Genomic DNA, 25506 nt, shown 5'->3' with positions numbered 1-25506 from the left:
TTTGCGTGCTCCTGCTCGCCGTTGATACCGCCACGCCCGCCGTCACCGCCGCCCTCCACGACGGCAGCTCCGTCGTCGCCGAGTCCAGTCGCGTCGACGCGCGCCGGCACGGGGAGCTGCTGCTGCCCGCCGTAGACCGCGTCCTCGCCGAGGCCGGGGTGAAACTCGACGCCGTCACCGGTCTGGTGGTCGGGGTCGGACCCGGCCCGTACACCGGACTGCGCGTCGGCCTGGTCACCGCCACGACCCTCGGCTCGGCGCTCGGGGTGCCGGTGTACGGGTTGTGCACGCTGGACGGGCTGGCGTACGCGTCGGGCCTCGACGAGCCCTTTGTGGTCGCGACGGACGCGCGCCGCAAGGAGGTCTACTGGGCCCGGTACGACTCCTCCCGCAAGCGAGTGGGCGAACCCGCCGTCGACCGGCCCGCCGATATCGCGGAGCAGGTCGCGGGCCTGCCCACCGTCGGCGCCGGTGCGCTGCTCTACCCCGACACCTTCCCGGACGCCCGCGCGCCCGAGCACGTCTCGGCCGGAGCGCTCGCCGCGCTGGCCGCCGAGAAGCTGGCCGCCGGTGAGACCGAGTTCTTCCAGAACCAGGGGGGCCTGCCGCCGAAGCCGCTCTATCTGCGCAGGCCCGACGCACAGGTACCCAAGAACTACAAGGTGGTCACGCCGAAGTGACCGCCCGAGCGACCGCTGTGCTGCGTGAGATGCGCTGGTGGGACCTGGAGCCGGTGCTCGCGCTCGAGCATGCGCTCTTTCCGGAGGACGCCTGGTCGCCGGGGATGTTCTGGTCCGAGCTCGCGCATGCGCGCGGCCCGCAGGCCACCCGCCGCTATGTGGTCGCCGAGGAGGACGGGGAGATCGTCGGGTACGCCGGGCTGGCCGCGGTCGGCGGGCTCGGAGACGTACAGACCATCGCCGTCGCCCGCGGCCAGTGGGGCACGGGCCTCGGCTCCCGGCTCCTCACCGACCTGCTGCAGCACGCCACCGCCTTCGAGTGCGACGAGGTGCTCCTCGAAGTGCGCGTGGACAACACCAGGGCCCAGAAGCTGTACGAGCGCTTCGGCTTCGAGCCCATCGGATTCCGCCGCGGCTATTACCAGCCCGGCAATATCGACGCCCTCGTCATGCGGCTCCACGTACAAGGAACAGAGACTCACTGATGGCTGGACTGACTGATGGCTGACGAACCGCTCGTACTCGGCATCGAGACCTCCTGCGACGAGACCGGCGTCGGCATCGTCCGCGGTACGACCCTGCTCGCGGACGCCGTCGCGTCGAGCGTGGACACGCATGCCCGCTTCGGCGGTGTGGTCCCGGAGATCGCCTCGCGCGCGCACCTCGAGGCGATGGTGCCGACCGTGGAGCGCGCGCTGAAGGAGGCGGGCGTCTCGGCGCGCGACCTCGACGGCATCGCGGTGACGGCCGGTCCCGGCCTGGCGGGCGCGCTGCTGGTCGGAGTCTCCGCGGCGAAGGCGTACGCGTATGCGCTGAACAAGCCGCTGTACGGGGTGAACCACCTGGCCTCGCACATCTGCGTCGACCAGCTGGAGCACGGCCCGCTGCCCGAGCCGACGATGGCGCTGCTGGTCTCCGGCGGCCACTCCTCGCTGCTGCTCGCGCCGGACATCACCAGCGATGTACGGCCGATGGGCGCGACGATCGACGACGCGGCCGGCGAAGCCTTCGACAAGATCGCTCGGGTGCTGAACCTCGGCTTCCCCGGCGGTCCGGTGATCGACCGGCTGGCGAAGGAGGGCGACCCGGCCGCGATCGCGTTCCCGCGCGGGCTGTCCGGCTCGCGCGACCCGGCGTACGACTTCTCCTTCTCGGGACTCAAGACCTCGGTGGCCCGCTGGGTCGAGGCCAGGCGGGCGGCCGGCGAGGAGGTGCCGGTACGGGATGTGGCGGCGTCCTTCCAGGAGGCGGTCGTGGATGTGCTGACCCGCAAGGCGGTGCGCGCCTGCAAGGACCAGGGTGTGGACCACCTGATGATCGGCGGAGGTGTGGCCGCCAACTCGCGGCTGCGGGCGCTGGCGCTGGAGCGGTGCGAGCGGGCGGGGATCCGGCTGCGGGTGCCGCGGCCGGGGCTGTGCACGGACAACGGTGCGATGGTGGCGGCGCTGGGCGCGGAGATGGTGGCGCGGGGCAGGCCGGCCTCGGACTGGGAGCTGTCGGCGGACTCTTCGCTGCCGGTGACGGATCCGCATGTGCCGGGCCGGATGCCTACGCATGGGCATACGCATGACCATGTGCACGAGATCAGCAAGGACAACCTCTACTCATGACGGTCGGGTACTCATGACGGTCGCGCTGATGTGGGAGGCCCGGGCGGTTCAGGGCCGGGGCGCGGAGCTGCTCGAATGGGCGCGGGCCCAGGAGCTGGCGCACGAGCCGCTGCGCCGTGAGACCTTCCGCGCCCCGCAGGACCGGGTGCTGGTGATCACCTGGTGGGAGGGGTCCGACGTGGGCGCCGAGCTGCCGGAACTGCCGGAGCCGACGGCTGACTTGATCACACGGCCGGTGCACCGCTGGCGCTTCGAGTCGCTCGGCTGAGAATTCCTCGGAAGAATTCCGGTGACGATGTCGATCCGGCCGTCTCCCGTTCGACGCATGGGTGAGAGGCGGGGAACGGCCCCGCCCTCCCGACCCGAGGAGTCGCAATGCCGCGCTACCTGTCGATGGTCCGTATCAACGAGAACGAGATGTCCGGGGAGGACTTCCCCGAGGACTTCAACGAGCGCATGGGCAAGCTGCTCGAGGAGATCACCAAGGCCGGCGTCATGCTGGATACGGCCGGTCTCACCCCGACCGCCGAGGGCACCCGGGTGTCCTGGTCGAACGGCAAGGTGTCGTACACCGACGGGCCCTTCACCGAGAGCAAGGAAGTCGTCGGCGGCTACGCCCTCATGCAGTGCAAGGACAAGGCCGAGGCCCTTGAATGGACCAAGCGCTTCCTGGAGATTCACCCGGAGAACTGGAACGTCACCTGCGAGCTCCGCGAGATCGCCGAGGGCTGAGCTGTTTGCCGCTGCGCTTCGGGGCTGCTCTGATGGTTGTCCGTGACGGCAGCAAGCGCGGTGGAAGCGGTATTTCGGATCGAGTCGGCGCGGATCATCGCCGGTGTCACCCGCATCGTGCGCGACGTGGGCATCGCCGAGGAGATCGCGCAGGACGCTCTGGTCGCCGCGCTGGAGCAGTGGCCGGAGTCAGGTGTGCCGGACAAGCCGGGCGCCTGGCTCATGGCCACCGCCAAGCACCGGGCGATCGATCTCGTACGCCGCAAGGAGACGTACGCCCGCAAGCTGGCGGAGGTCGGGCGCGACCTGGAGGACGTGCCGCCGCCTGAGCCATCGGGTCCCGACGACATCGACGACGACCTGCTGCGGCTGATCTTCACCGCCTGCCACCCCGTGCTGTCGACGGACGCACGGATCGCCCTCACGCTGAAACTCCTCGGCGGCCTCACCACCGAGGAGATCGCGCGCGCCTTCCTGGCCACGGAGCCGACGGTCGCGCAGCGCATCGTCCGGGCGAAACGCGCCCTCGCCAAGGCGGGCGTCCCCTTCGAGGTCCCGTACGGCCCCGAGCGCGCCGAACGCCTTTCGTCGGTCCTGGAAGTCATCTACCTCGTCTTCAACGAGGGCTACTCGGCGACCACGGGCGACGACTGGCAGCGCCCGGCGCTCTGCGAGGACGCGTTGCGGCTGGGCCGTGTGCTGGCCGGCCTCATGCCCCAGGAGCCCGAAGTCCATGGCCTGGTAGCGCTGTTGGAGATCCAGGCATCCCGCACGGCGGCGCGCACCGGCCCGGACGGCGAGCCGGTGCTGCTCGCCGACCAGAACCGCTCCCGCTGGAACCAGCTGCTGATCCGGCGCGGCTTCGCGGCGCTGGCACGGGCGAACGCGGCTGCGGGCGGTCCCCCCGGCCCGTACGCCCTCCAGGCCGCGATCGCCGCCTGCCACGCACAGGCGGTGCGCTACGAGGAGACGGACTGGTCCACGATCGCCGTCCTGTACGGCCAGCTCGCGGCGATCGCCCCGTCCCCTGTGGTGGAGCTGAACCGTGCGGTCGCGGTCTCGATGGCGGAAGGACCGGAGGCGGGGCTCGCGATGGTGGACGAACTGGCGGCGGAACCGGCGCTGAAGGAGTACCACCTGCTGCCGAGCGTGCGCGGCGATCTCCTGGCGCGCCTCGGCCGACGGGCGGAGGCCCGGGCGGAGTTCGAGCGGGCGGCGTCGCTGACGCGCAATGAGCGCGAGCGTGAACTGCTGCGGGCGCGGGCGGAGGAGTGCGGCCGACCGTAGGCGATCAATCCTCCGATACGGTCGGGGCGTCCACCGGCCCACCACACCCGAGAAGGAACCGCATGCCCAGCCGTACGCTGCCACCGCCTCCGCCGCCCGAGGACATACGGGCCTGGCCCGACCGCGAGGCGCTGCTCACCGACCGGGCCGGCGCGATGGGCGAGTTGAGCAGGCTCAGCATCGGGCTGTCGCGACTGCTGCTGCTGTGGCTGACGGTGGCCGGTTTCGTGGCGGGCTGGGGCCTGGTCGGCGCGGCGCTCCAGACCTTCACTGAGCGCTCGGACCCGTTCGACGTCCTGTTCGGCGTGATCTTCCTGGGCGTCGGACTCGCGTTCATGGTGCCGACCGGAATCGTGATCGGGTTCGGCATCCGCCACGACGGCCAGGTGCGTGAACGCCTGCGCCAGTGGTCGTCGCTCGACCGCGACCCGGCGCGCGACGCCCGCTACCGGTCGCCCGGCGAGAGCCTGTGCTGGTTCGTGCCGTCGTTCCTGCTGTGCGCGGTGGGCCTGTGGCTGTGCTTCGCGGTCCCGGCCGGCGCGAAGCAGGGGCATGAGACGTACGCGGAGGTCATCCTGCTGATGGGGATGGGCTTCATCCTCTGGCTGACGGGTCTGCTCGGCATCGCGAAGGCGGTGAGCCACTACCGGTGGGCGGTGCGGCTGGTGGCGGTCGTCCCGGCACGGGTGGGCGGCGGCGCGCACCGCTGACCTCGCCTCAGGGGCGGTGGCGTGTGCGCATGTGTGCGTGGCCGAGGTCGGCGAGCGTGGCCAGGGCGGCGGACGTCGCGCCGGACGCGTACGACTCAAGGGCGCTTGCGAAGCGTTCGGACTGCGCGCAGAGTGCCAAAGCCTCCATCGCCTGAGCGATGATCGGGACGAGTTCCCGGTCGCAGAAGGGGTGTTCGGCCTCGATGCGTCCCTGGACGCTCGATTCGAACGAGTCGTACTCGTCGTCGTACGCCCAGTTGTCGAGCGCGAGCAGGAGCGGAAAGCGTGCCCGTACCTCCCACTCGACCAGCGGTATCTCGTCGTAGTCGGGATCCAGGTCCCGGTCCGCGACGCGAAGCAGCATGGCGAGCTCCGTCATGAACTCGGCGACGGTCTTGTTCCCGGCGGCGGTGGTCCAGGCTTCCTGCGCCGCAGGAGGGCAGGACGCGAAGAAGTTCTTGGTGAGAGTGGCAGCCATGTAGTCGAGTTGGGAGGCAAGGGGCTGCATCGGATCGCGCCAGTGCGCATCCCAGTACTCGGTCCGCAGATCCGCTTGAGTCGCAGGACCTGCCACTCCAGCGGATCGTCGTGCCAGGCGGCCAGGCTCACGAGCTGGAACAGCGGGCCGCTGGTGAAGATGCCTTCGGGGTGCAACGCCATGCTCATCCCTCCCGGGGTGGGAGCGAGGCGAGGGAGAACTCGGCCGTCTGCTGCCCGACAGCCCGAGCGAGGCTGACGACCTCATGCTCGCGCACCGCCCCCCACTCCCGCAGGTGCTGGTAGGCGAGATCGTCGGCAACGTCCTCCGCCTGTCGGGTCGGTACCCCGGTGGACTCCAGGTACCAAGTGAGGACCTGGGAGCATTCGGCCAGCCACCGTTCACCGCCGCCGGTCTGCTTCTCGACCAGGGCGACCACCGGGGCCACACCGAGCTCTCGTGGTGCGTCGGACAGTTCCTTGAGCATTTCGGCGACTTGCTCGAGCCAGGCTCGCCACTGCAGCAGGATGTCGCTGAACCACTCCGTCTTCTTCTCCGGGCCCCTTACTTCGGGCACGGGAAGGGACATGCTGTGGATCGTCGCACCCGAGTGTGGCTCCGGGTCCGTGGCCCAGGCCCAGCCACCGGCCCAGCCTCCGTATCGCTGAGCGAGTCCGTAGGCGACCCCACGTGTGTGGCAGCAGTGCCAGGGCGGTTCGTCCGGTGTCAGGTCGTATGCGAGCACGGCGGCGCGCACGGCTCCGGGGACACTCGCCCGGTCGAAGGGATGCCGGGCCGGGTCGACGTCGGCCCAGGCCAAGTCCGGGTACCAGTCGGACACCGCGGGTCCTCTCAACGTCACCTCCGACGGAGCCGTATGGCCAGCATCGTGAGCCAGGCGTCGGGGGCGTAGGGAGGATCGACCTCCATACCCAGCTCGGCCACGGCGAGCACGTAGTCCGAGTCGTTCAGGGGGAGCGCCAGTAGCTCGTGCAGTTCGCCCGTGAGCTGGGCGATCAGGCCGGAGTCGGTGGTGTCGAGGTAGTCCCGGAGCGCGGCGTCGTGGCTCTCGAACTCGTCCGGCATGTCCTGGGAGAACCAGCCGCCGAGCAGCTGCCCGAGCTCGGGGAAACGGGCGTGCCACTCCCAGTGGGTCTGCGGGGTGGCGGGCGGCGGGGCCTCGCCGGTCTCGATGCTGTGCTTGAGGTGGTCGGCGAGCTGCTCCAGCCATGCCTGGATCGCGGAGTCGGGCAGCCCGACATCAGGTACGGGATAGAACTCGCCCAGACGGAGCCGCAGTCGGCCCGGCGGATTCTTTGCGTACTCGCGCAGCTGGTGCTCGGCGACGGCGATCGCCCAGGGGCGCGTGCGCCAGGTGTGCCGTAGATATGCGTCGAGCGCGGCGGAGCGCTTCTCGGGATCGTCGTCAGCCGGCTGGCCCAGATACGCGCGGATGACCTGGTCCAACTCGCCGTACTTGCGGTCGTGTTCGAGCGGTATCAGGGACACGGATGCCTCTAGAGGTAGATCGGGAACGTGGCGTGCACGGTGAAGCCGTGCGGGCTCGCGGAGTCGCGCTTGAGGATCACTCGTGCGGCACGTACGTCGATGGCGTCACGTCCGGCGAGCATCATCGCCTGCAGCAGGACGCGCCCGGCCGGCTCGGACCGGGACGGCCAGGCGGCCTCGATGGTCAGGCGCTGCCGGGTCGACTGGGCGAGCCAGCGGTGGATGACTTGCTCATTGCGGGTCACCACCTGCTGAGCGCACCACTGGGAGGTCTCCCGGTCGGGGTAGGAGGAGCTGCGGGTTCGCATGGTCAACTGCCTATCGAGAGGGACGATGCGTCAATCGTCAGTGCGGCTGGGCCATATGCGCCGCAGCCAGCCGGATGATGTCGTCCAGGACTGGACGAGAGACCCAGGAGATCTCACCGCGCACCGCGTGGGTGAGTTCTTCGTCGCTCGGGAAGAGCATCAGGAGCTCTTGAACTTCGGCTGCCAGCAAGGGGATTACGTCGAGGCAGTGGGAAGGGTGTTCGCTCTCCACGCCCGCAGTGATCGCCTCTTCGTCGGTCGTATGCTCCCCGGGTGCGATCCAGCTCAGTCCAAAGTCAATGGTCCTGGGAAACCTGACCCGAATTTCCAGGGACCCCAGCGGGAGTTCGCGGACCGACGGGACGGCCTGCCGGTCGAAAGGCCGGATCAGCTCGGCCAGCATGCGCAGATACTCAGGGCCTGCCATGTCTCCAGCGGCTCGGTGCAGCTTCTGACCGAAACGCTCCGGGATTGTCCCCGGGGCGGCGGTGCTCACCTTTTCAGCAGTGAGCTCAAGCAGCGCAGCCACCGCGTTGAGCGGCATGACCCAGTCGGCCTGGGGGGAGTTCCGTACCGTACGGCAGAACCGTACGAGGTCGTCCTCCTGCGTAGACCCGTCGGTGAAATCGAGAAGCCGCAGAATGGGGCCATCTTCGAAGAGATCGCCGAAGTCGAATGCCATTCCGTGTCCTTACTGGGGAGGCGCCTGGTCGGTCGGCATGGATGTCAGCACGACGTACGGGGGATGCCCGCCCGGCACCGGCTTCAAGGTCACGATGACATTGTAGGCATCGTGTGCCGACGAGTCGCCGCGGTCCCAGGTGCGACCCGTCGGGTCGTTGAAGGTGAGTCCGACGTTCCGCTTGGAGGACTCCCCGGGGTTGCCGTTGAGCCAATTCTGGATCCTGCGCTCATTGTCCGGGTCGTCCATAACAGCCTGGGTCAGTTTCTGCGCGGACTCGAGGTCGTCGAAGGACGATGCCGCCTTCGGCCGAATGTCGCCATTCCTGATCATTTGCTGGTCGCGCAGTCGCTGTTCGAGCTGCTCGTTCGTCTTCCCGACGTGCTTGTCGATGACGTGACTGTTGCCGATGCCCTCTTGATTGGCCAGGTCGATGGGGTACTTGTGGTTGCTCTCGTCATCGCCGGGCACGGTGTAGAGCTGGCTCTTCTTGAAATCGTTCAGGGCGCGGGCCCCGAACGCCTCGGCCCGCGCGGACTCGGCCCGGAAAGTGGGCGCGCTCAGGAATGCCTCGTCCAGTGCGGGCAGCAACTTGTTGAGCTCGGGCACCTGCCGCTGGACTCGGTTGTTGTACGCCTCGACCGCGGCGTTCAGTGCCTCCTCGTCGATCTCCAGGACAATACCGCCGGCGAGGCTCCTGCCCATTTTGCCGATGCCCTTGATGACGCTCTTCACGTCCTTGATGCCGATGCCGTCCTTGGTGTCGACGTGCGGTAGCGCGTCGCGCACGGCACGCCAGTAGATGTCGTGCAGGTCGCTGCGGACATCCTCGGCCGCCCTGGCGAAGGCCATGACGGCATCGCTGACGCCGTCGCATGTGTCGATGAGCACGCTGAAGATCGGGTGGCTCATCCCGGTGTTGCCGGCCTTGTCGTGCGACCAGACATGGCCCTCGCGGGACTTTCCCCAGTCGGTCGTACCCCATATGGAACTGCAGAAGGTACGCATCGCGGTGTACCACTCGGTGTTGGACTGGTTCGTGATGCCCGTGAGCGCCGCGGTGAGGTTTCCGTCCACCGAGCCGGCGGAGATTCCGGGAAGCAGCCATGCCTTTGATATGGAGTCCAGCCGGTGGTGATTGGGCAGCGGCAGGATCTCGGCCGCCTTGCCGAATCGGCAGGCGTGCTCCAGCAGCGGCCGCATGATCGCCAGCACGCCCGCCTCCAGCCCTTCAAGGGCCTTTTCCCAGACGTCCTGGCCCTCATCCATGTCGGCCCACTTGAGGTCGGTCACCGACCGGTATGCGGGAAGTTTGTCGATGACTGTGGGAGGGGCCTGGTGGGTGGGCGTTGCGGTGCCGGACGGATGGGTTGCGGCGTCGGCCGCCGCGTAGTTGTTGGCCGTCGTCGTGAAACCCACCGCGGCGCCGCCCACGCTGAGGACGGACCGGGCCCATACCTCCAGGAAACGGTTGCCGACCTTCCGGTAGGCGGTCGAGAACGCCCAGGCGGCGGTGCCGTAGCCGCCGCCGTCCGGGTATCGCTCCAGTTCGTCGAGGAAGCTGTTGGCGCCCTTGTGCAGGGTCTCCTGCTGGAAGGCCACGTTGCCCGACACTCCGTACAGCTGGGTCGGTGTGACGTCGATGGTGCCGTTCTGGGACGGCGGGGCCGGAGTGCCCATCAGGCGGCTCCCCAGCCGCGGAGGACGGCGCGGTGGGCGGAGCCGTAATTGGCCTGCCCGGTCGTGACGACTTCGTGGAGCCAGGCTTGGGCGGCCTGGAGGTCCTGCATGTCCCGGTCCCACCGGTCGAGTTCGTCGACAAAAGCGTCGCGCGCTTCGCCCTCCCAGCTCAGGACCACCTTCTCGGTGCGGTCGTAGAGAGTCTCGAGCTTCTCGTTGAGCTTCTTGAGGATGTCCTCGAGGTCCCCGGCGAGCTCGCGCAGCGTCGCGAAGTTGACGCCTATGTGGTCGTCAGCCATGTGTTGTTCCCCGTTGTGTGTATCAGTCAGATGTCGAGAATGCTGCTGCGCGGCGCGGACGGTGCGGTGCCCTCGGAAAGCTCGCGCGCCTCGCGCTCCACGTCCACCTGGCTCTGGGCCTGGCGCATCCGCCGGAGGTTTTCCAGCTCCTGCTGGCTGAAGCCGTCCCGGCCCGCCCGCATCGCCTCTTCGAGGACGACGAGGATCTCCCGGATCCGTACGGCATCCTCGGCCGCGCCCCTGTGCAGCGCCCGGTACCCCTTGGCCGCCTCGCCCTTCCAGCCAGCCTCGATACGGTCGACGATCGCGTCCATCCGGCGCACCTGGCTGTCCAGGTGGCGCTGCATGTCGTCGAGGTCCCCGGCGAGCCGGGTCAGGTCGTCGTCCGATACGTCGAGATCGGCGTGATCCACCATGCTTCCCCCTTGGTTCCCCCTGCGTGGCGCCCAACCCGAAACCCTAACAACTCAGGCTGACAACACAGAGGTTGTATATTCCGGGGCGCCTGTGACCTGAATTACGCAGGCCGTCCGATCAGCATCGTCGGCGCCCCCGCCACCCTCGTCAGAAACACCGTCGCCGCGTTCGGCCCCTTGGGCTTCACCTTGCGGCGCAGTTCCTCCGGCTCGATCGCCGACCCGCGCTTCTTCACCGTCAGATTGCCGACTTCGCGTTCCCGCAGCAGCGCCTTCAACTTCTTCAGGCCGAAGGGGAGTTCATCGGTGATCTCGTAGGCGGTGGCGTACGGGGTCGGCCGCAGCTCGTCCGCCGTGATGTACGCGATCGTCTCGTCGATCAGCCCGCCGTCGAGCTCCTCCGCGACCTCGGCGACCAGATGCGCGCGGATCACCGCGCCGTCGGGCTCGTACAGGAAGCGGCCCACCTTGCGGACCTCGGGGTCCGGCAGCCCGCGGCCGGTCAGCGAGCGCGGGCCGGGCAGCAGCGTCGCACCGACCGTGCCCGGCCGGGTGCCGAACCAGAGCACGGCCTCCTTCACATCGCCGCCGTCCGAGATCCACTCCGCCTCGGCGTCGTCCGGGACCGCCTCGTGCGGGATGCCGGGTGCGATCTTGAGGGCAGCGTGCGGGCGGGTGCGGGCCGCGCCGATCGCCCAGGAGAGGGGCGGGGAGTACGCCTCCGGGTCGAAGATCCTGCCCCGGCCGCCCCGCCGGGCCGGGTCCACGAACACCGCGTCGTACGCACCCGTGTCGATCTCCGTGACGTCCGCGCACCGGACCTCGATCAGCTCGGCCAGGCCCAGCGCCTCCGCGTTCGCACGCGCTACCTCTGCCGTCAGCGGGTCGCGGTCCACCGCCAGGACCGAGATGCCGGCCCGGGCCAGCGCGATCGCGTCGCCGCCGATCCCGCAGCACAGGTCCGCCACGCTCCGTACGCCCAGTGCCGCGAAGCGCCCGGCCCGGTACGTCGCGACCGAGGAGCGGGTCGCCTGCTCGACGCCGTTCGGGGTGAAGAACATCCGCTGTGCGTCCGCCGCGCCGAACTTGGCCACCGCCCGCTGCCGCAGTCGCGCCTGCGTGAGCGCCGCCGTGACCAGCCCGACCGGGTGCTCGCGGCGCAGCCGGGAGGCGACCGCCAGTTCCTGGGCCGGGTCGTAGTCCCGCAGTGCGGCGAGCAGTGCCTGGCCCTCGTCGGTCAGCAGGGTCGAGAAGGGAACGAGATCGGTCACCCGGCCCATTGTGGGCCAGGTGGGGGATGGTGCGCCCGCGGTGGGCGGTGTCGGCCCCTTGCCAGGGCTTCGCGCTGACAGGATGCGGCGCCATGCACCCAGTACGACAAAAAGGAAAAATGACAGCCAATCGGGGCTATACGGTCCTGGCTGTGCTCCTGGTCGCCGCCCTCGGCTCCGCCTGTGCGGCCGAGTCCTCGGGTGGTTCGCGCGGTTCCGGCGGCCCCGGTGCCTCCGGCGGGGTCAAAGCCGCCCCCGGCGGGCAGGCGAAGCCGCAGTCCGGCCCGGCCGGCGCGCTCACCGCATATGTGGAGAAGGTGAAGCGCGCCGAGGCCGCCCGCGCCGTCGCAGCCAAGAAGTGGGGCCTGGACAAGCCCCCGCTCGCCGCGCCCCAGCCGCCCGCAGTCAAGCCGGAGATCACCACCCGTGAGGGCTTCGAGGTCGAGGACGGCGAGTCCCTGCCGCCCGTCTTCACCACCGTGCCCGTCAAGGACAAGGTCGTCTTTCTGACGATCGACGACGGCTGGGAGAAGGACCCCGCCCTGCTGCGGATGATGTCCGAGCTCAAGATCCCGTACAGCGCCTTCCTCAGCGACTACTTGATCAGCAACAACTACGACTACTTCAAGGAGATGCGGGACCGTGGGGTCTCGCTGTACAACCACACCCTCAACCACCTCTATCTGCCCGGCCTTTCGTACGCCGAGCAGGAGCGGGAGATCTGCAACCAGCAGACCAAGCTCGAGGAGCGGTACGGGAAGCGGCCCTCGCTCTTCCGCCCGCCGTACGGCAACTACAACCGGGACACGCTGCGCGTGGCCAAATCGTGCGGCATCAAGGCCGTGCCGCTCTGGGCCGCCGAGGCGTTTCCGGACCACATGGAGTGGCGCGAGTGGGACCAGGATCTGCACCCCGGCGACATCATCCTGACGCACTTCCGCGGCCCCGAGGAGTGGAAGGCCACCATGCCCGACCTGATCCGGCGGGTCATGAAGACGATCACCGACAAGGGCTACGCCGTGGCGAAGCTGGAGGACTACGTATGAGACGCGCGCACCGGCTGCTGGCCGGAGTGCTGGCGGCCGGTGCGCTTCTCGCCTCGGGGTGTGCGCAGTCGGTGGACCCGATCGAGCGCCTCGGGCGCAAGGCCGCGCAGCAGGTCTCCCCGGGCGCGGGTGTACCGGGCTCCGCGCACAAGCGGTGGGGGCTGGCCGCGCCGCTCGCGGCCGCGCCGAAGCCGCCCGCGCGCAGGCCCAAGGTGCCGTACGTGGTGAACCGGGTGCCGACCCGCGAGAAGGTCGTCTTCCTCACCTTCGACGACGGCGTGGAGCGCGATCCGGAGTTCCTGCGGATGGTCGGCGATCTGAAGCTGCCGATCAGTACGTTCCGCACGGGCGGCAGGACCGATCTGCGCACGCTCTCGTACGAGGACCAGCGCGACGAGATCTGCCGCCGGCGGGAGCGGCTGCTCCGTCCACCGCACGGCGCGTACAACGCCGACACACTGCGGGCGGCAGCCGACTGCGGGGTCCGTGCGGTGGTGCTGGGGCGGGCGTATGCGGAGGGTGAACGGCTGCGGCCCGGTGACATCGTGCTCGCGCACACGAGGACGACGGGGCGGATGCTGCGCCGTATCCAGGCGCAGGGGTACGCGGTGGCGCGTCTGGAGGACTACGTCTGAGGGGCAGGCCGTAGTGCCGGTGCCGTATTGCTGCCGTGCGGTGATTGCTGTCGTGCCGGGCGGAATTGCTGCTGTACCGCGCGGAACCCAGGGCGCCCGCGCCACGTTCTCCGTATCGGACCGACCGTGACAGCACGACGCCACACCGGCGGATTGGCACTCCGCTTGACCGAGTGCTAATCGCAGTCATAGTCTCAGGTCTGGCACTCCCCACTGGAGAGTGCCAACACAGCGACGGGCAGGTCCGGCACCCGCGACGACGGATCCACCTGGTCGCCACCTCAGACAGTTAACCCCGTGAGATCTCCGAAGGGGGAGGTCGGATCGTGACGACCGCCAGCTCCAAGGTTGCCATCAAGCCGCTCGAGGACCGCATTGTGGTCCAGCCGCTCGACGCCGAGCAGACCACGGCCTCTGGCCTGGTCATCCCGGACACCGCGAAGGAGAAGCCCCAGGAGGGCGTCGTCCTCGCCGTGGGCCCGGGTCGCTTCGAGAACGGCGAGCGGCTCCCGCTCGACGTCAAGACCGGCGACGTCGTGCTGTACAGCAAGTACGGCGGCACCGAGGTGAAGTACAACGGCGAGGAGTACCTCGTCCTCTCGGCTCGCGACGTGCTCGCGATCGTCGAGAAGTAATTCACCCGAAGTTTTAGATCTGCGCCCCTGGCCCCCGCGACATATGTAGCCGGGTGCCCAGGGGCGTAGTTCGTTCGAGAGGACAGAGAAGCTCCCATGGCGAAGATCCTGAAGTTCGACGAGGACGCCCGTCGCGCCCTCGAGCGCGGCGTCAACAAGCTTGCCGACACGGTGAAGGTGACGATCGGCCCCCGCGGCCGCAATGTCGTCATCGACAAGAAGTTCGGCGCCCCCACCATCACCAACGACGGTGTCACCATCGCCCGTGAGGTCGAGGTCGAGGACCCGTACGAGAACCTCGGTGCCCAGCTGGTGAAGGAGGTGGCGACCAAGACCAACGACATCGCGGGTGACGGCACCACCACCGCCACCGTGCTGGCCCAGGCGCTGGTCCGCGAGGGCCTGCGCAACGTCGCCGCGGGCGCTTCCCCGGCCGCCCTGAAGAAGGGCATCGACGCCGCGGTCAAGGCCGTGTCCGAGGAACTCCTCGCGACCGCCCGCCCGATCGACGACAAGGCCGACATCGCCGCCGTGGCCGCGCTCTCCGCGCAGGACCAGCAGGTCGGCGAGCTCATCGCCGAGGCGATGGACAAGGTCGGCAAGGACGGTGTCATCACCGTCGAGGAGTCCAACACCTTCGGCCTGGAGCTCGACTTCACCGAGGGCATGGCCTTCGACAAGGGCTACCTGTCGCCGTACATGGTGTCCGACCAGGAGCGTATGGAGGCCGTCCTCGACGACCCGTACATCCTGATCCACCAGGGCAAGATCTCCTCGATCCAGGACCTGCTGCCCCTGCTCGAGAAGGTCATCCAGGCGGGTAGCTCCAAGCCGCTGCTGATCATCGCCGAGGACGTCGAGGGCGAGGCCCTCTCCACCCTCGTCGTGAACAAGATCCGCGGCACCTTCAACGCGGTGGCCGTCAAGGCCCCCGGCTTCGGCGACCGCCGCAAGGCGATGCTCGGCGACATGGCCGCCCTCACCGGTGCCACCGTCATCGCCGAGGAGGTCGGCCTCAAGCTCGACCAGGCCGGTCTGGACGTGCTGGGCTCCGCCCGCCGCGTGACCGTGACCAAGGACGACACCACCATCGTCGACGGTGGCGGCAAGCACGAGGACGTCGTCGGCCGCATCAACCAGATCAAGGCCGAGATCGAGTCCACGGACTCCGACTGGGACCGCGAGAAGCTCCAGGAGCGCCTCGCGAAGCTGGCCGGCGGCGTGTGCGTGATCAAGGTCGGCGCCGCCACCGAGGTGGAGCTGAAGGAGAAGAAGCACCGTCTGGAGGACGCCATCTCCGCGACCCGCGCCGCGGTCGAGGAGGGCATCGTCTCCGGTGGTGGCTCCGCGCTCGTCCACGCCGTGAAGGTGCTCGAGGGCAACCTCGGCAAGGAGGGCGACGAGGCGACCGGTGTCGCCGTCGTCCGTCGCGCCGCCGTCGAGCCGCTGCGCTGGATCGCCGAGAACGCCGGTCTCGAGGGCTACGTCATCACCGCCAAGGTCGCCGAGCTCGAGGCCGGCCAGGGCTTCAACGCCGCGACCGGCGAGTACGGCGACCTGGTGAAGGCCGGCGTCATCGACCCGGTCAAGGTCACGCGCTCCGCGCTGGAGAACGCCGCGTCCATCGCCTCCCTGCTGCTCACGACCGAGACCTTGGTCGTCGAGAAGCCGGCGGAGGAGGAGGCCGAGGCGGGTCACGGCCACGGTCACGGTCACAGCCACTGACGCCGTACGACACATGTGAAGGCCCCCGTTCCCGCCGCTCGGCGGTGGGAACGGGGGCCTTCGGCGTCCGGCCGGGTGTGCCGGCCCCCAGCAAACGCGGCGGCTAGCCCAGCGCGCCGAGCTGCCGCATCAGGCGCATGACGTCGTAGTGCCACCAGCCCTCCTGGACCTTCCCGTCCTGGAAGCGGAAGATCGTGGTGCCGGTCATGGTGCACTGTTTGCCGGTGGGGGCGATGCCCAGGAAGTCGCCCTTGTGTGTGCCGGTCCAGGTCCACAGCGTCACGACGTCGTCACCTTCGGTCACTTGCCTGTCCAGGTTGAAGGTGAAGTCGAACGCGTCGCGCCAGCCGGTGACATCGCTGCGCATGTTCTCCAACCCGGTGGCGCTGTCCTCTCCCCTGATGATGTCGTGGTCCCGGTAGTCGGCCGCGAACAGCTCGTCGATGGCGTCGAGGTTGCCTCCGACGGCGATCTCGTGGAAGAAGCGGCGGGCGGCTGCCGCGTTCAGCTGTTCGTCGCGGACCACGTCGAGGTCGGTGAACGACGGCATCCCGTCGCAGAGCGCCACCATCTCCTGGAAGATCCGGTCGGTCTCGGGCAGATGGGAGTTCTTCATCGCCTCTTCGTACGAGGGGAATTCGACGATCTCGACGTAGTGGGAGTCGTCGGAGCGGTCCTTGCCGGTCAGGGTGTGGGTGGCGGTCCGCTTGCCCTTGGTCTGATCGACCCACTTGTCCATGAGCTGGTTCATGGTGTCGAACTGCTCGGTCTTGTAGTCGACTATCTGTACGAATTTCATGGCGCCTCCCGGAAATGGGTGGGATGCGTCCAGTTTAGTGAGAATTGTTCCCAATGATGAGCTAAGCGGAATGTTTAAGTGCCCCGGGACGGACCGGGTCCGCGAAGGGCAGCCCGGCCGCGAACCGCTCCACCTCGTCCAGCGCCCGGTCGGCCATCCGGTGCAGCTCGCGGCCGAGCGAGCCCGCTATGTGCGGGGTGAGCAGGACGTTCGGCAGGTCGTACAAGGGCGAGTCGGCGGACGGGACTTCAGGGTCCGTCACATCCAGTACGGCATCGAGGCGTCCGGAGATGAGCTCGGCGAGCAGGGCCTCCTCGTCGACCAGCGAACCGCGCGCGGTGTTGACCAGCGTCGCGCCGTCGGGCATAAGTGCCAGCTGCCGGGCGCCGATCATATGGCGGGTGGCCGGGATCTGCGGGGCATGGACCGTGACGACGTCGCTGTCCGCGCAGAGCACGTCCAGCGGCACGGTCTCGACGCCGATCCCGTCGGCCTCGGCCGACCCGACGTACGGGTCGTACAGCAGAACCCGCAGGTCGAACGGGCGCAGCAGCTCGATCACCCGGCGGCCGATCCGGGAAGCGCCGACGATCCCGACCGTACGGCCGTAGTTGCCCGCGCCGTCGAGCTCCAGGCCCCAGTCGTGGTGGGTGCGCAGCGTGCGGTAGCGGTGCCGGGTGTGCAGAACGCGCTTGTTGGCGAAGAGGATCGCGGCAAGCGTGTACTCGGCGACGGGCAGGGCGTTGGCCGCGACGACCGAGGTCACCGCGATGCCGCGCTCCCAGCAGGCTTCTGTGATGTGGTTCTTGACGGAGCCGGCGGCGTGGACGACTGCGCGCAGCCGCGGGGCCGCCGCGAGGACGTCGGCGGTGAGCGGGGTCGTGCCCCAGCACGTCAGCAGTACTTCGGCCGTGGCGAGCGCGTCCGCGACGGGTGGCGAAGGGGCGGTCAGATCGTGGGCGATCAGGTGCGGATCGGTGCGGGCGAGGGCGGTGAGACGGTCGCGGTGGCGGTCGTCGAGCAGGCGCTCGGCGATGCCGGGGCCCATCGCGAGCAGGAGGGACGGTCGGCCGCCGAAGTCTTCTGCGGTGCTCTCGCCGTGGTTCTCGCCGTGGTGCTCTCCGCCGTTCTCGCCGTTCTCGCCGTTCTCGCCGTTCTCGCCGTTCCCGCCGTTCCCGCCGTTCCCGCCGGGGCGACTGTCGGGAAACCGCCGTCCGGACTGTTCCCGCGACACGCTCACTGCGGGCCGTACTTCCGGCCTGTCCTGGACGTGATCCCGCCGAGCAGCCCGCGCGGCGCCAGCTTCACCGCACCCATCAGCGCCTTGTAGCGCGGGTCGGGGATCGAGAGCGACTTCCCGCGGGCCAGGTCCGCCAGCGCTGTGGAGACCAGCTTGTCCGCGTCCAGCCACATCCACCCAGGGATGTTGTCCGTCCCCATCCCGGCCCGTTCGTGGAACTCCGTCCGTACGAATCCGGGGCACAGGGCCATCAGCCGTACGCCCGACCCCGCCAGATCCCGCGCGGCACCCTGCGTGAACTGCACGACCCACGCCTTCGAAGCGCCGTACGTCCCGCGCGGCACGAACGCGGCCACCGACGCCACATTCACCACCCCGCCCCGCCCGCGCTCCCGCATCGACTCCGCCGCCGCCGCCGTCAGCCGCAGCACCGCCTCGCAGTGCACCTTCAGCATCGTCAGTTCGTCGGCCATGGACACCTCGAGGAAGCGTCCCTTGTTGCCGAACCCCGCATTGTTGACCAGCAGGTCCACCGGGTTCTTCCGGTCGGCGAGCCGCTTCTCGACCGCGGCGATCCCGGCGTCCTGCGACAGATCGGCGGTCAGCACCTCCGCCTCGATGCCGTGCCGGTCGTGCAACTCGGTGGCCTGCTCGTGCAGTCGCTTGGTGTCGCGGGCCACCAGCACCAGGTTGTGTCCCTCGGCCGCGAGCCGCCGCGCGAACGCGGCGCCGATACCCGCGGTCGCTCCCGTAATCAGTGCAGTCGTCATAGGCGGCACGTTAGTGCCCTGTGTGGGAGTGCGCTGTACGCCCCTTGCCCGCCCGAATTCCCTTGCCTTCCCGGAGGCCTTGTCCGAGGTTTCCCTACCCGCCCTGCTTGGCGACGTACTCGCGGGCGTCCTTCAGCAGTTCGGGGTGGAGCGCTTCGCCGGCCGCGAGCAGACGTGGCAGCAGCTCACGCTCCGTGGTGTCGGCCCGGAACGAGAGCTCGACCGTCACCTCGTGATCCGGCCGGTGCACGATCTCGATCGCGTCGCCCGCGCGGATCTCGCCGGGTTCGACGACCCGCAGATACGCGCCGGGCGCGCCGTGCCGCGTGAAGCGCTTGACCCAGCCCTTCTCACCCAGCCAGCTCGCGAACGTACGACATGGAATGCGGCCGCTGGTCACCTCCAGCACCAGCCCGTCGCCTATCCGCCAGCACTCGCCGATCTTCGCCCCGCTCACATCGAGCCCGCTCGTCGTGAGGTTCTCCCCGAAGGAGCCGTTGGCCAGCGGCCGCCCCAACTCCCGCTCCCAGAAGTCCAGATCCTCGCGCGCGAAGGCGTACACGGCCTGGTGGGTCCCGCCGTGGTGCCGCAGATCGCAGACCGTGTCCCCGACGACCCCGCTGGCCCCTTGCCCCTTGGGGCCCGGCTCCCTCACCCGTACGGCCCCATCGGCCGGCTGCTTGTCGATGCCGGTCGTGCCGCCCGCGCCGTCGCTGTAGTCGACGGCCTTCGGCCGTCCCACGTTCACGGTCAAAACCTTCATGGACGCCACGCTACCCCCCGCTCTCAAACGAACCATCCAATTATTGGTCTTCCCTCCAAGGGCCCCTTATATTCGAAGAGTGATCGAAGCCCGTCATCTCCGTGTCCTGCGTGCCGTTGCCGCCACCGGCTCGTTCTCGGCGGCCGCGCGCACGCTGGGCTGCACACAGCCCGCCGTCAGCCAGCAGATGAAGGCGCTCGAGACGTCGGCCGGTACCCCGCTGCTGATTCGTACAGGCCGCGCAATGCGCCTGACCCAGGCGGGTGAGGCGCTCGTGCGGCACGCCTCGGGCATCCTGGCCGGGCTCACCGCCGCCGAGGAGGAAATCGCCGCCATCGCCGGTCTGCGGGCCGGCCGGGTCCGGCTGGTCTCGTTCCCCAGCGGCAGCTCCACCCTCGTACCGACCGCGCTCGCCGCCCTGCGCGCGGCCCACCCGGGCACCCGGGTCTCTCTCGTCGAGGCCGAGCCGCCGCGCTCGGTGGAGATGCTGCGGGAGGGTGACTGTGATGTGGCGCTCGCCTTCCGTTACGGGGCGACAGACACGGAGTGGGACGACCTGATCGTCCGCCCGCTGCTCACCGACCGCCTCGTGGGCCTCGTCCCCGAAGGGCACCGCCTCGCCGAATCGGACTCCGTCACCATCGGCGACCTGGCCGGTGAGCCCTGGATCGCGGGCTGTCCGCGCTGCCGCCGCCAGCTCGTCGAGGTCTGCGAGGAGGCGGGCTTCACCCCTCGTATCGACTTCGCCACCGACGACTACCCGGCGGTGATCGGCCTGGTCGCCGCGGGTCTGGGGGTGGCGGTGCTGCCCGAGCTGGCCATGGAGTCGGTTCGGCCCAAGGCCGCGCGCACCGTGACTGTGGAGCCGGCGGTCCAGCGCGAGATCGTGGCGCTCACGCTCCCGGACCTGGCGCAGGTCCCGGCGGTCGCCGCCACTCTCGATCAGCTGACTCTGGCGGCGCCACGACGGCCCTGAGCGCCCCTCGCCCAGGGCAGAGCCGCTGCAGGAACGTTTCTTCGAATCTTCCGCACCGCGGGGTCAGCCCCGCGGCACGCCTCCCACGCTGTTCGCCGGGATCAGTCGATGCCGCGCACGCCCCATCAGCTCCTCGCGCTCGTCCTCGGTCAGTCCGCCCCACACGCCGTACGGCTCCCGCACCGCCAGTGCGTGTGCCGCGCACTCCGCGCGGACCGGGCACCTCATGCAGACCTCTTTTGCCGAGTTCTCGCGCGCACTTCGTGCAGCGCCACGCTCACCCTCGGGGTGGAAGAAGAGAGAGCTGTCCACCCCACGGCAGGCTGCGAGGAGCTGCCAGTCCCACAGATCGGCGTTGGGTCCGGGAAGGCGGGAGAAATCTGCCATAGCGCTTGTCCCCTTGAAACCGTGCTGAGTGGATACAGGACAGGTCGGATCAGACGCGATACGAGTCGGGTCCGGCACTCGTACCGTGACCACGACCGTACATCTACGGTGTTAGTAGATGTAAATATGACTCATTGCGAATCTAGCCACAGACACCAGGAAAAGGGAAGAAAAGCCGCTAAATGGGGCATAGCTGACTGATGAAGGACGCATGACCTGCGGCGCTCTCCTCTGCGCACGACCCCTCACGTAGAGTGCTGAAGGCGGCTGTCCGACCCGTAACTCTTTCGAGTGACCGTCGTTGAGAGTGCGGAGGCGGTTGAAACAACAAGCGCTCGGGCACATGTCCGAGAGCGTTCAACCGCACAGGTGACGAAACGTACTCAGCCTGGAGGCTCAAGGTGACGCGCATCAGCTGCGGAGGGCGGCCATGACATCCGTCCTCGTCTGCGACGACTCCCCGCTTGCCCGAGAGGCGCTCCGCCGCGCGGTTGCGACCGTGCCCGGCGTCGAGCGCGTGACGACCGCGGCCAACGGCGAGGAAGTCCTCCGCCGCTGGGGCGCCGACCGCTCGGACCTGATTCTGATGGACGTACGCATGCCCGGACTGGGCGGCGTCGAGACGGTCCGCCGGTTGCTCTCCGCCGATCCCGGCGCCCGGATCATCATGCTGACCGTCGCCGAGGACCTGGACGGCGTCGCGCTCGCGGTCGCCGCCGGTGCCCGCGGCTATCTGCACAAGGACGCCTCGCGCGCCGAGTTGCGGGCGACGGTCACCCAGGCGCTCGCCGATCCGACCTGGCGGCTGGCACCGCGCCGGCTGCGTTCGGCGGAAATGGGCGCGGCGCCGACGCTCACCGCGCGTGAGATCCAGGTGCTCGAAGGAATGAGTCACGGCCGGTCGAACGCCGAGATCGGCCGCGAGCTCTTCCTCTCCGAGGACACGGTGAAAACGCACGCCAGGCGGCTTTTCAAGAAGCTGGGCGCTTCGGACCGGGCGCACGCCGTCGCGCTCGGATTCCGCTGGGGCCTCGTCCGCTAGGTAATCGCGAGTGGTCACCACGGCGGTACGACGGATCCCGCCCGCCACTCGGCGGGCGGGGCGGCGGACAGCCGTGGGCATCCGTTTCCCGCGCGATGCCGCATCCTTGAGATGTGGAGTTCCTCGGGGACAAGTCGGTCGAGCGGGAGGGGAGGGCGCAGGAGATGAGTTCCGGCGCACCTGCTCATAACGCTTCGGTGCACAACATTGGACGCAGTGCCACGGATTCTCAGCCACCAAGGCACCATGGACCGATGCGCGACGACGAGACCACGGTGATCGGTGCACTCGTTCACCGTGCCGTCGATGGCGACGAGCAGGCTACGCACGACCTCCTCGCGCATGTCCATCCGCTCGCGCTGCGCTTCTGCCGCTCTCGGCTCAGCCGGCTGCCGGGCGACGCGCGTCACTTCGTGGAGGACCTTGCGCAGGAGGTCTGTGTCGCGGTGCTGATGGCGCTGCCGCGGTACAAGGACACCGGAAGGCCCTTCGAGGCTTTCGTCTTCGCCATCGCATCCCACAAGGTCGCCGATCTGCAGCGGGCGGCCATGCGGCATCCGGGATCGACGGCCGTGCCGTCCAACGAGATGCCGGAGCGTCCCGACGATTCGCTCGGTCCCGAGGAGCGCGCGCTGCTCAGTGACGATGCCGAGTGGGCCAAGAGGCTGCTCGCCAATCTGCCGGAGAACCAGCGGGAGCTGCTGGTGCTGCGGGTCGCCGTGGGACTGACCGCCGAGGAGACCGGGCAGATGCTGGGAATGTCACCCGGCGCAGTGCGTGTCGCCCAGCACCGGGCGCTCAGTCGGCTGCGCGCCCTGGCCGAGCAGTAGGCCGCGGGCCGAACCGAACGGTTGGCGGAGCACTGAACCGAGCAGTGCGTTTCGTACGTATGAATGCACAAAGCTGCTCGCTGATCTTGATCGTGGAATGAGACCGCTGCTGAGCCCGTTAGCATGGACATCCGCACCGATCAAGGCCATTTGGGGAAGGTGTCATGACCAACGTCGACGGAGTGCCCGATAAATTCGCGACACTCGGGCTGACCTACGACGATGTGCTGCTGCTGCCGGGCTCCTCTGACATGGCGCCCGACCAGATCGACACCTCCTCGTACATCTCGAAGAACGTACGGGTGAAGATCCCGCTGCTGTCCGCCGCGATGGACAAGGTCACCGAGGCCCGTATGGCCATCGCCATGGCCCGGCAGGGCGGCGCCGGTGTGCTGCACCGCAATCTCTCCATCGCCGACCAGGCCAACCAGGTCGACCTGGTCAAGCGCTCCGAGTCCGGCATGGTCAGCGACCCGATCACGGTGAACCCGGACGCGACGCTCACCGAGGCCGACCAGCTGTGCGCCAAGTTCCGTATCAGCGGCGTCCCGGTGACCGACCGCGCCGGCAAGCTGCTCGGCATCGTCACCAACCGCGACATGGCCTTCGAGTCGGACCGTACGCGCCAGGTGCGCGAGGTCATGACTCCGATGCCGCTGGTCACCGGCAAGGTCGGGATCTCCGGTGTGGACGCCATGGAGCTGCTGCGCCGGCACAAGATCGAGAAGCTTCCGCTGGTCGACGAGGCCGGTGTGCTCAAGGGCCTGATCACGGTCAAGGACTTCGTCAAGGCCGAGAAGTACCCCAACGCCGCCAAGGACAAGGACGGTCGGCTGCTCGTCGGCGCGGCCGTCGGTGTCGCCGGTGACGCGTACGAGCGGGCCCAGGCGCTGATCGAGGCGGGCGTCGACTTCATCGTCGTCGACACCGCGCACGGCCACTCCCGGCTGGTCGGCGACATGGTCGCCAAGATCAAGTCGAACGCGGCCGGAGTCGATGTCATCGGCGGCAACATCGCCACCCGCGACGGCGCACAGGCGCTGATCGACGCCGGTGTCGACGGCATCAAGGTCGGTGTCGGACCGGGCTCCATCTGTACGACGCGTGTGGTCGCCGGCATCGGCGTACCGCAGGTCACCGCGATCTACGAAGCCTCCGTCGCCGCCAAGGCGGCCGGCGTCCCGGTCATCGGTGACGGCGGTCTGCAGTACTCCGGCGACATCGCGAAGGCGCTGGTCGCGGGCGCGGACACGGTGATGCTCGGCTCGCTGCTCGCCGGCTGCGAGGAGTCGCCGGGCGAGCTGCTCTTCATCAACGGCAAGCAGTTCAAGTCGTACCGCGGCATGGGTTCGCTGGGCGCCATGCAGACCCGTGGCGAGCAGCGTTCCTTCTCGAAGGACCGTTACTTCCAGGAGGGCGTGGCCTCCGACGAGAAGCTGGTGCCCGAGGGCATCGAGGGCCAGGTGCCCTACCGCGGTCCGCTCTCCGCGGTCGTGCACCAACTGACCGGTGGTCTGCGGCAGTCGATGTTCTACGTCGGCGGACGTACGGTGCCGGAGCTGCAGGACCGCGGCCGGTTCGTACGGATCACGTCGGCGGGGCTCAAGGAGAGTCACCCGCACGACATCCAGATGACGGTCGAGGCGCCGAACTACACCAGGCGCTGACAGCTGTGTGCTGAACGCATGCGGTGAGGGGCGGCTCCGGGGTTCCGGGGCCGCCCCTCCCGTGTGTGTCGGGGATACTGGAACCGCAGACGTAGAGGGAAAGGCCACACATCGTGACTGAGATCGAGATCGGGCGCGGAAAGCGCGGCCGCCGGGCGTACGCGTTCGATGACATCGCCGTCGTACCGAGCCGGCGTACGCGGGACCCGAAGGAGGTCTCGATCGCCTGGCAGATCGACGCCTACCGCTTCGAGCTGCCGTTCCTGGCCGCTCCGATGGACTCGGTGGTCTCTCCGCAGACCGCGATCCGCATCGGTGAGCTGGGCGGACTGGGTGTGCTCAACCTCGAGGGCCTGTGGACCCGGTACGAGGACCCGCAGCCGCTGCTCGACGAGATTACTGAGCTCGACGAGGACGCCGCGACCCGCCGTCTGCAGGAGATCTACGCAGCCCCGATCAAGGAGGAGCTGATCGGGCAGCGGATCAAGGAGGTGCGCGACTCGGGTGTGGTGACCGCCGCCGCGCTCTCGCCGGGGCGCACCGCGCAGTTCTCGAAGGCCGTGGTGGACGCGGGCGTCGACATCTTCGTCATCCGCGGTACGACGGTCTCCGCCGAGCATGTCTCAGGCGCCGCCGAGCCGCTGAACCTGAAGCAGTTCATCTACGAGCTCGATGTGCCGGTCATCGTGGGCGGCTGCGCCACCTACACGGCCGCGCTGCACCTGATGCGTACGGGCGCCGCGGGCGTCCTGGTCGGCTTCGGCGGCGGCGCCGCGCACACCACGCGCAACGTCCTGGGCATCCAGGTTCCGATGGCGACCGCTGTCGCCGATGTGGCCGCGGCCCGCCGCGACTACATGGACGAGTCCGGCGGCCGGTACGTCCACGTCATCGCGGACGGCGGCGTGGGCTGGTCCGGCGATCTGCCGAAGGCGATCGCCTGCGGCGCGGACTCGGTGATGATCGGCTCCCCGCTGGTCCGTGCGACGGACGCGCCGGGCAAGGGCCACCACTGGGGCATGGAGGCAGTCCACGAGGACGTGCCGCGCGGCAAGCTGGTGGACCTGGGCATCGTGGGCACGACCGAGGAGGTCCTCACCGGTCCCTCGCACAGCCCCGACGGCTCGATGAACTTCTTCGGCGCGCTGCGCCGGGCGATGGCGACGACGGGCTACAGCGAGCTCAAGGAGTTCCAGCGCGTCGAGGTGACGGTGGCGGACTCGCAGCACCGCCGCTGACGCCGCCGCCGTCGGTCGTACGGTCTGTACGGGTCGTACGGCTGGTACGGCTCGTACGGTCAGTACGTAGAAGGGGCCCCGCACCTGGTGG

The 25506-nt window shown here is 69.0% G+C and carries 30 protein-coding genes; 16 read left to right on the top strand and 14 right to left on the bottom strand.

All coding sequences use genetic code 11. From position 1 onward, the window contains the following. Positions 1-5: 5 nt before the first annotated feature. From tsaB to ACFWDI_RS33375, 7 genes are all read left to right on the top strand, one after another. Entirely contained in the window at positions 6-680 is a 675-nt protein-coding gene (gene tsaB / locus ACFWDI_RS33405) for a tRNA (adenosine(37)-N6)-threonylcarbamoyltransferase complex dimerization subunit type 1 TsaB (protein ID WP_385309848.1), read from the top strand. 29 nt (positions 681-709) lie between these two features. Continuing rightward, positions 710-1165 carry a ribosomal protein S18-alanine N-acetyltransferase gene (gene rimI / locus ACFWDI_RS33400; RefSeq protein ID WP_385309900.1) on the top strand — a complete coding sequence of 152 codons (456 nt, stop codon included), beginning with the start codon at positions 710-712 and terminating at the stop codon, positions 1163-1165. Positions 1166-1180: 15 nt separating this feature from the next. Further along, entirely contained in the window at positions 1181-2290 is a 1110-nt protein-coding gene (gene tsaD / locus ACFWDI_RS33395; RefSeq protein WP_385309846.1) for a tRNA (adenosine(37)-N6)-threonylcarbamoyltransferase complex transferase subunit TsaD, read from the top strand. Positions 2291-2303: 13 nt separating this feature from the next. Then, positions 2304-2558: a hypothetical protein gene (locus ACFWDI_RS33390; protein ID WP_385309844.1), complete on the top strand. Its 255-nt coding sequence runs from the start codon at positions 2304-2306 to the stop codon at positions 2556-2558. Between the two features lie 107 nt (positions 2559-2665). Next, complete coding sequence (locus ACFWDI_RS33385; protein WP_385309842.1) at positions 2666-3022, top strand: YciI family protein; 357 nt, start codon at positions 2666-2668, stop codon at positions 3020-3022. 42 nt (positions 3023-3064) lie between these two features. Next, the gene (locus tag ACFWDI_RS33380; protein WP_385309840.1) at positions 3065-4309 is read left to right on the top strand and encodes an RNA polymerase sigma factor; all 1245 of its coding nucleotides are present in this window, start codon (positions 3065-3067) and stop codon (positions 4307-4309) included. A 62-nt stretch (positions 4310-4371) separates the two neighbouring features. Further along, the gene (locus ACFWDI_RS33375) at positions 4372-5019 is read left to right on the top strand and encodes a hypothetical protein (RefSeq protein WP_385309839.1); all 648 of its coding nucleotides are present in this window, start codon (positions 4372-4374) and stop codon (positions 5017-5019) included. Positions 5020-5026: 7 nt separating this feature from the next. Here ACFWDI_RS33375 and ACFWDI_RS33370 read toward each other — a convergent pair whose 3' ends face one another. From ACFWDI_RS33370 to ACFWDI_RS33330, 9 genes are all read right to left on the bottom strand, one after another. Continuing rightward, positions 5027-5593, bottom strand: coding sequence for a hypothetical protein (locus ACFWDI_RS33370; RefSeq protein ID WP_385309837.1), 567 nt, complete (start codon positions 5591-5593; stop codon positions 5027-5029). A gap of 88 nt (positions 5594-5681) precedes the next feature. After that, the gene (locus tag ACFWDI_RS33365) at positions 5682-6338 is read right to left on the bottom strand and encodes a hypothetical protein (RefSeq protein ID WP_385309835.1); all 657 of its coding nucleotides are present in this window, start codon (positions 6336-6338) and stop codon (positions 5682-5684) included. Positions 6339-6355: 17 nt separating this feature from the next. Continuing rightward, positions 6356-7006, bottom strand: a complete 651-nt coding sequence (locus ACFWDI_RS33360; protein WP_385309833.1) for a contact-dependent growth inhibition system immunity protein — start codon at positions 7004-7006, stop codon at positions 6356-6358. An 8-nt stretch (positions 7007-7014) separates the two neighbouring features. Continuing rightward, complete coding sequence (locus ACFWDI_RS33355; protein ID WP_385309832.1) at positions 7015-7314, bottom strand: RNase A-like domain-containing protein; 300 nt, start codon at positions 7312-7314, stop codon at positions 7015-7017. Between the two features lie 37 nt (positions 7315-7351). Further along, positions 7352-7996 carry a hypothetical protein gene (locus ACFWDI_RS33350; RefSeq protein WP_385309831.1) on the bottom strand — a complete coding sequence of 215 codons (645 nt, stop codon included), beginning with the start codon at positions 7994-7996 and terminating at the stop codon, positions 7352-7354. A 9-nt stretch (positions 7997-8005) separates the two neighbouring features. Then, complete coding sequence (locus tag ACFWDI_RS33345; protein ID WP_385309830.1) at positions 8006-9676, bottom strand: RNase A-like domain-containing protein; 1671 nt, start codon at positions 9674-9676, stop codon at positions 8006-8008. Further along, on the bottom strand, positions 9676-9975 hold the full coding sequence (locus tag ACFWDI_RS33340; protein WP_385309828.1) for a WXG100 family type VII secretion target: 300 nt from the start codon (positions 9973-9975) through the stop codon (positions 9676-9678). Before ACFWDI_RS33340 ends, ACFWDI_RS33345 begins: the two co-directional genes overlap by 1 nt. A gap of 26 nt (positions 9976-10001) precedes the next feature. Continuing rightward, positions 10002-10391 carry a WXG100 family type VII secretion target gene (locus tag ACFWDI_RS33335; RefSeq protein WP_385309826.1) on the bottom strand — a complete coding sequence of 130 codons (390 nt, stop codon included), beginning with the start codon at positions 10389-10391 and terminating at the stop codon, positions 10002-10004. 101 nt (positions 10392-10492) lie between these two features. After that, complete coding sequence (locus ACFWDI_RS33330) at positions 10493-11671, bottom strand: methyltransferase domain-containing protein (protein WP_385309824.1); 1179 nt, start codon at positions 11669-11671, stop codon at positions 10493-10495. 110 nt (positions 11672-11781) lie between these two features. Here ACFWDI_RS33330 and ACFWDI_RS33325 point away from each other — a divergent pair, with 110 nt between their 5' ends. From ACFWDI_RS33325 to groL, 4 genes are all read left to right on the top strand, one after another. Continuing rightward, positions 11782-12708 carry a polysaccharide deacetylase family protein gene (locus ACFWDI_RS33325; protein ID WP_385309822.1) on the top strand — a complete coding sequence of 309 codons (927 nt, stop codon included), beginning with the start codon at positions 11782-11784 and terminating at the stop codon, positions 12706-12708. Next, complete coding sequence (locus ACFWDI_RS33320) at positions 12705-13343, top strand: polysaccharide deacetylase family protein (RefSeq protein ID WP_385309820.1); 639 nt, start codon at positions 12705-12707, stop codon at positions 13341-13343. The genes ACFWDI_RS33325 and ACFWDI_RS33320 overlap by 4 nt, the downstream gene beginning before the upstream one ends. Before the next feature lie 326 nt (positions 13344-13669). Beyond that, the gene (groES, locus tag ACFWDI_RS33315; RefSeq protein WP_266486653.1) at positions 13670-13978 is read left to right on the top strand and encodes a co-chaperone GroES; all 309 of its coding nucleotides are present in this window, start codon (positions 13670-13672) and stop codon (positions 13976-13978) included. Between the two features lie 96 nt (positions 13979-14074). Beyond that, a complete protein-coding gene (groL, locus tag ACFWDI_RS33310; RefSeq protein WP_385309818.1) occupies positions 14075-15703 on the top strand; it encodes a chaperonin GroEL in 1629 nt (542 codons plus the stop codon). A 103-nt stretch (positions 15704-15806) separates the two neighbouring features. On the opposite strand, the gene ACFWDI_RS33305 is transcribed toward groL, so the two are convergent. The 4 genes from ACFWDI_RS33305 to ACFWDI_RS33290 form a co-directional block, all read right to left on the bottom strand. Beyond that, positions 15807-16502, bottom strand: a complete 696-nt coding sequence (locus ACFWDI_RS33305; RefSeq protein ID WP_385309816.1) for an ester cyclase — start codon at positions 16500-16502, stop codon at positions 15807-15809. A 61-nt stretch (positions 16503-16563) separates the two neighbouring features. Continuing rightward, positions 16564-17550 carry a hydroxyacid dehydrogenase gene (locus tag ACFWDI_RS33300; RefSeq protein ID WP_385309898.1) on the bottom strand — a complete coding sequence of 329 codons (987 nt, stop codon included), beginning with the start codon at positions 17548-17550 and terminating at the stop codon, positions 16564-16566. 188 nt (positions 17551-17738) lie between these two features. Next, positions 17739-18512 carry an SDR family NAD(P)-dependent oxidoreductase gene (locus tag ACFWDI_RS33295; protein WP_385309814.1) on the bottom strand — a complete coding sequence of 258 codons (774 nt, stop codon included), beginning with the start codon at positions 18510-18512 and terminating at the stop codon, positions 17739-17741. A 94-nt stretch (positions 18513-18606) separates the two neighbouring features. Then, entirely contained in the window at positions 18607-19275 is a 669-nt protein-coding gene (locus ACFWDI_RS33290) for an MOSC domain-containing protein (protein WP_385309812.1), read from the bottom strand. A 79-nt stretch (positions 19276-19354) separates the two neighbouring features. Here ACFWDI_RS33290 and ACFWDI_RS33285 point away from each other — a divergent pair, with 79 nt between their 5' ends. Beyond that, positions 19355-20251: a LysR family transcriptional regulator gene (locus ACFWDI_RS33285; RefSeq protein ID WP_327325526.1), complete on the top strand. Its 897-nt coding sequence runs from the start codon at positions 19355-19357 to the stop codon at positions 20249-20251. A gap of 63 nt (positions 20252-20314) precedes the next feature. Here ACFWDI_RS33285 and ACFWDI_RS33280 read toward each other — a convergent pair whose 3' ends face one another. Further along, a complete protein-coding gene (locus ACFWDI_RS33280; protein ID WP_327325527.1) occupies positions 20315-20638 on the bottom strand; it encodes a WhiB family transcriptional regulator in 324 nt (107 codons plus the stop codon). A gap of 430 nt (positions 20639-21068) precedes the next feature. On the opposite strand from ACFWDI_RS33280, the gene ACFWDI_RS33275 reads away from it, so the two are divergent. The 4 genes from ACFWDI_RS33275 to ACFWDI_RS33260 all read left to right on the top strand — a co-directional run bounded on the left by ACFWDI_RS33275 (position 21069) and on the right by ACFWDI_RS33260 (position 25415). Then, positions 21069-21680 carry a response regulator transcription factor gene (locus tag ACFWDI_RS33275; protein ID WP_003948568.1) on the top strand — a complete coding sequence of 204 codons (612 nt, stop codon included), beginning with the start codon at positions 21069-21071 and terminating at the stop codon, positions 21678-21680. A 254-nt stretch (positions 21681-21934) separates the two neighbouring features. Continuing rightward, positions 21935-22510 (top strand): sigma-70 family RNA polymerase sigma factor, encoded by a 576-nt coding sequence (locus ACFWDI_RS33270; RefSeq protein WP_385309810.1) that lies wholly within the window; start codon positions 21935-21937, stop codon positions 22508-22510. A gap of 164 nt (positions 22511-22674) precedes the next feature. Next, complete coding sequence (gene guaB / locus ACFWDI_RS33265; RefSeq protein ID WP_385309808.1) at positions 22675-24177, top strand: IMP dehydrogenase; 1503 nt, start codon at positions 22675-22677, stop codon at positions 24175-24177. Between the two features lie 113 nt (positions 24178-24290). Next, complete coding sequence (locus tag ACFWDI_RS33260; RefSeq protein ID WP_362678409.1) at positions 24291-25415, top strand: GuaB3 family IMP dehydrogenase-related protein; 1125 nt, start codon at positions 24291-24293, stop codon at positions 25413-25415. Positions 25416-25506: the final 91 nt, after the last annotated feature.

Origin of the sequence: Streptomyces sp. NPDC060064 (genome assembly GCF_042736455.1) — a bacterium.
Lineage (GTDB): Bacteria > Actinomycetota > Actinomycetes > Streptomycetales > Streptomycetaceae > Streptomyces.
This window is presented reverse-complemented; position numbering and strand designations above follow the sequence as displayed.

Bases quoted from the DNA above. Each gene is read 5' to 3' on its own strand.
- ACFWDI_RS33270 (WP_385309810.1), top strand. From the start codon at position 21,935: ATGCGCGACGACGAGACCACGGTGATCGGTGCACTCGTTCACCGTGCC.
- groL (WP_385309818.1), top strand. From the start codon at position 14,075: ATGGCGAAGATCCTGAAGTTCGACGAGGACGCCCGTCGCGCCCTCGAG.
- ACFWDI_RS33390 (WP_385309844.1), top strand. From the start codon at position 2,304: ATGACGGTCGCGCTGATGTGGGAGGCCCGGGCGGTTCAGGGCCGGGGC.
- ACFWDI_RS33375 (WP_385309839.1), top strand. From the start codon at position 4,372: ATGCCCAGCCGTACGCTGCCACCGCCTCCGCCGCCCGAGGACATACGG.
- guaB (WP_385309808.1), top strand. From the start codon at position 22,675: ATGACCAACGTCGACGGAGTGCCCGATAAATTCGCGACACTCGGGCTG.
- ACFWDI_RS33340 (WP_385309828.1), bottom strand. From the start codon at position 9,975: ATGGCTGACGACCACATAGGCGTCAACTTCGCGACGCTGCGCGAGCTC.
- ACFWDI_RS33345 (WP_385309830.1), bottom strand. From the start codon at position 9,676: ATGGGCACTCCGGCCCCGCCGTCCCAGAACGGCACCATCGACGTCACA.
- ACFWDI_RS33385 (WP_385309842.1), top strand. From the start codon at position 2,666: ATGCCGCGCTACCTGTCGATGGTCCGTATCAACGAGAACGAGATGTCC.
- rimI (WP_385309900.1), top strand. From the start codon at position 710: ATGCGCTGGTGGGACCTGGAGCCGGTGCTCGCGCTCGAGCATGCGCTC.
- ACFWDI_RS33275 (WP_003948568.1), top strand. From the start codon at position 21,069: ATGACATCCGTCCTCGTCTGCGACGACTCCCCGCTTGCCCGAGAGGCG.
- ACFWDI_RS33330 (WP_385309824.1), bottom strand. From the start codon at position 11,671: ATGGGCCGGGTGACCGATCTCGTTCCCTTCTCGACCCTGCTGACCGAC.
- ACFWDI_RS33295 (WP_385309814.1), bottom strand. From the start codon at position 18,512: ATGACGACTGCACTGATTACGGGAGCGACCGCGGGTATCGGCGCCGCG.
- ACFWDI_RS33290 (WP_385309812.1), bottom strand. From the start codon at position 19,275: ATGAAGGTTTTGACCGTGAACGTGGGACGGCCGAAGGCCGTCGACTAC.
- ACFWDI_RS33325 (WP_385309822.1), top strand. From the start codon at position 11,782: ATGACAGCCAATCGGGGCTATACGGTCCTGGCTGTGCTCCTGGTCGCC.
- ACFWDI_RS33305 (WP_385309816.1), bottom strand. From the start codon at position 16,502: ATGAAATTCGTACAGATAGTCGACTACAAGACCGAGCAGTTCGACACC.
- tsaD (WP_385309846.1), top strand. From the start codon at position 1,181: ATGGCTGACGAACCGCTCGTACTCGGCATCGAGACCTCCTGCGACGAG.
- ACFWDI_RS33280 (WP_327325527.1), bottom strand. From the start codon at position 20,638: ATGGCAGATTTCTCCCGCCTTCCCGGACCCAACGCCGATCTGTGGGAC.
- ACFWDI_RS33320 (WP_385309820.1), top strand. From the start codon at position 12,705: ATGAGACGCGCGCACCGGCTGCTGGCCGGAGTGCTGGCGGCCGGTGCG.
- ACFWDI_RS33300 (WP_385309898.1), bottom strand. From the start codon at position 17,550: ATGGGCCCCGGCATCGCCGAGCGCCTGCTCGACGACCGCCACCGCGAC.
- ACFWDI_RS33350 (WP_385309831.1), bottom strand. From the start codon at position 7,996: ATGGCATTCGACTTCGGCGATCTCTTCGAAGATGGCCCCATTCTGCGG.
- ACFWDI_RS33355 (WP_385309832.1), bottom strand. From the start codon at position 7,314: ATGCGAACCCGCAGCTCCTCCTACCCCGACCGGGAGACCTCCCAGTGG.
- ACFWDI_RS33335 (WP_385309826.1), bottom strand. From the start codon at position 10,391: ATGGTGGATCACGCCGATCTCGACGTATCGGACGACGACCTGACCCGG.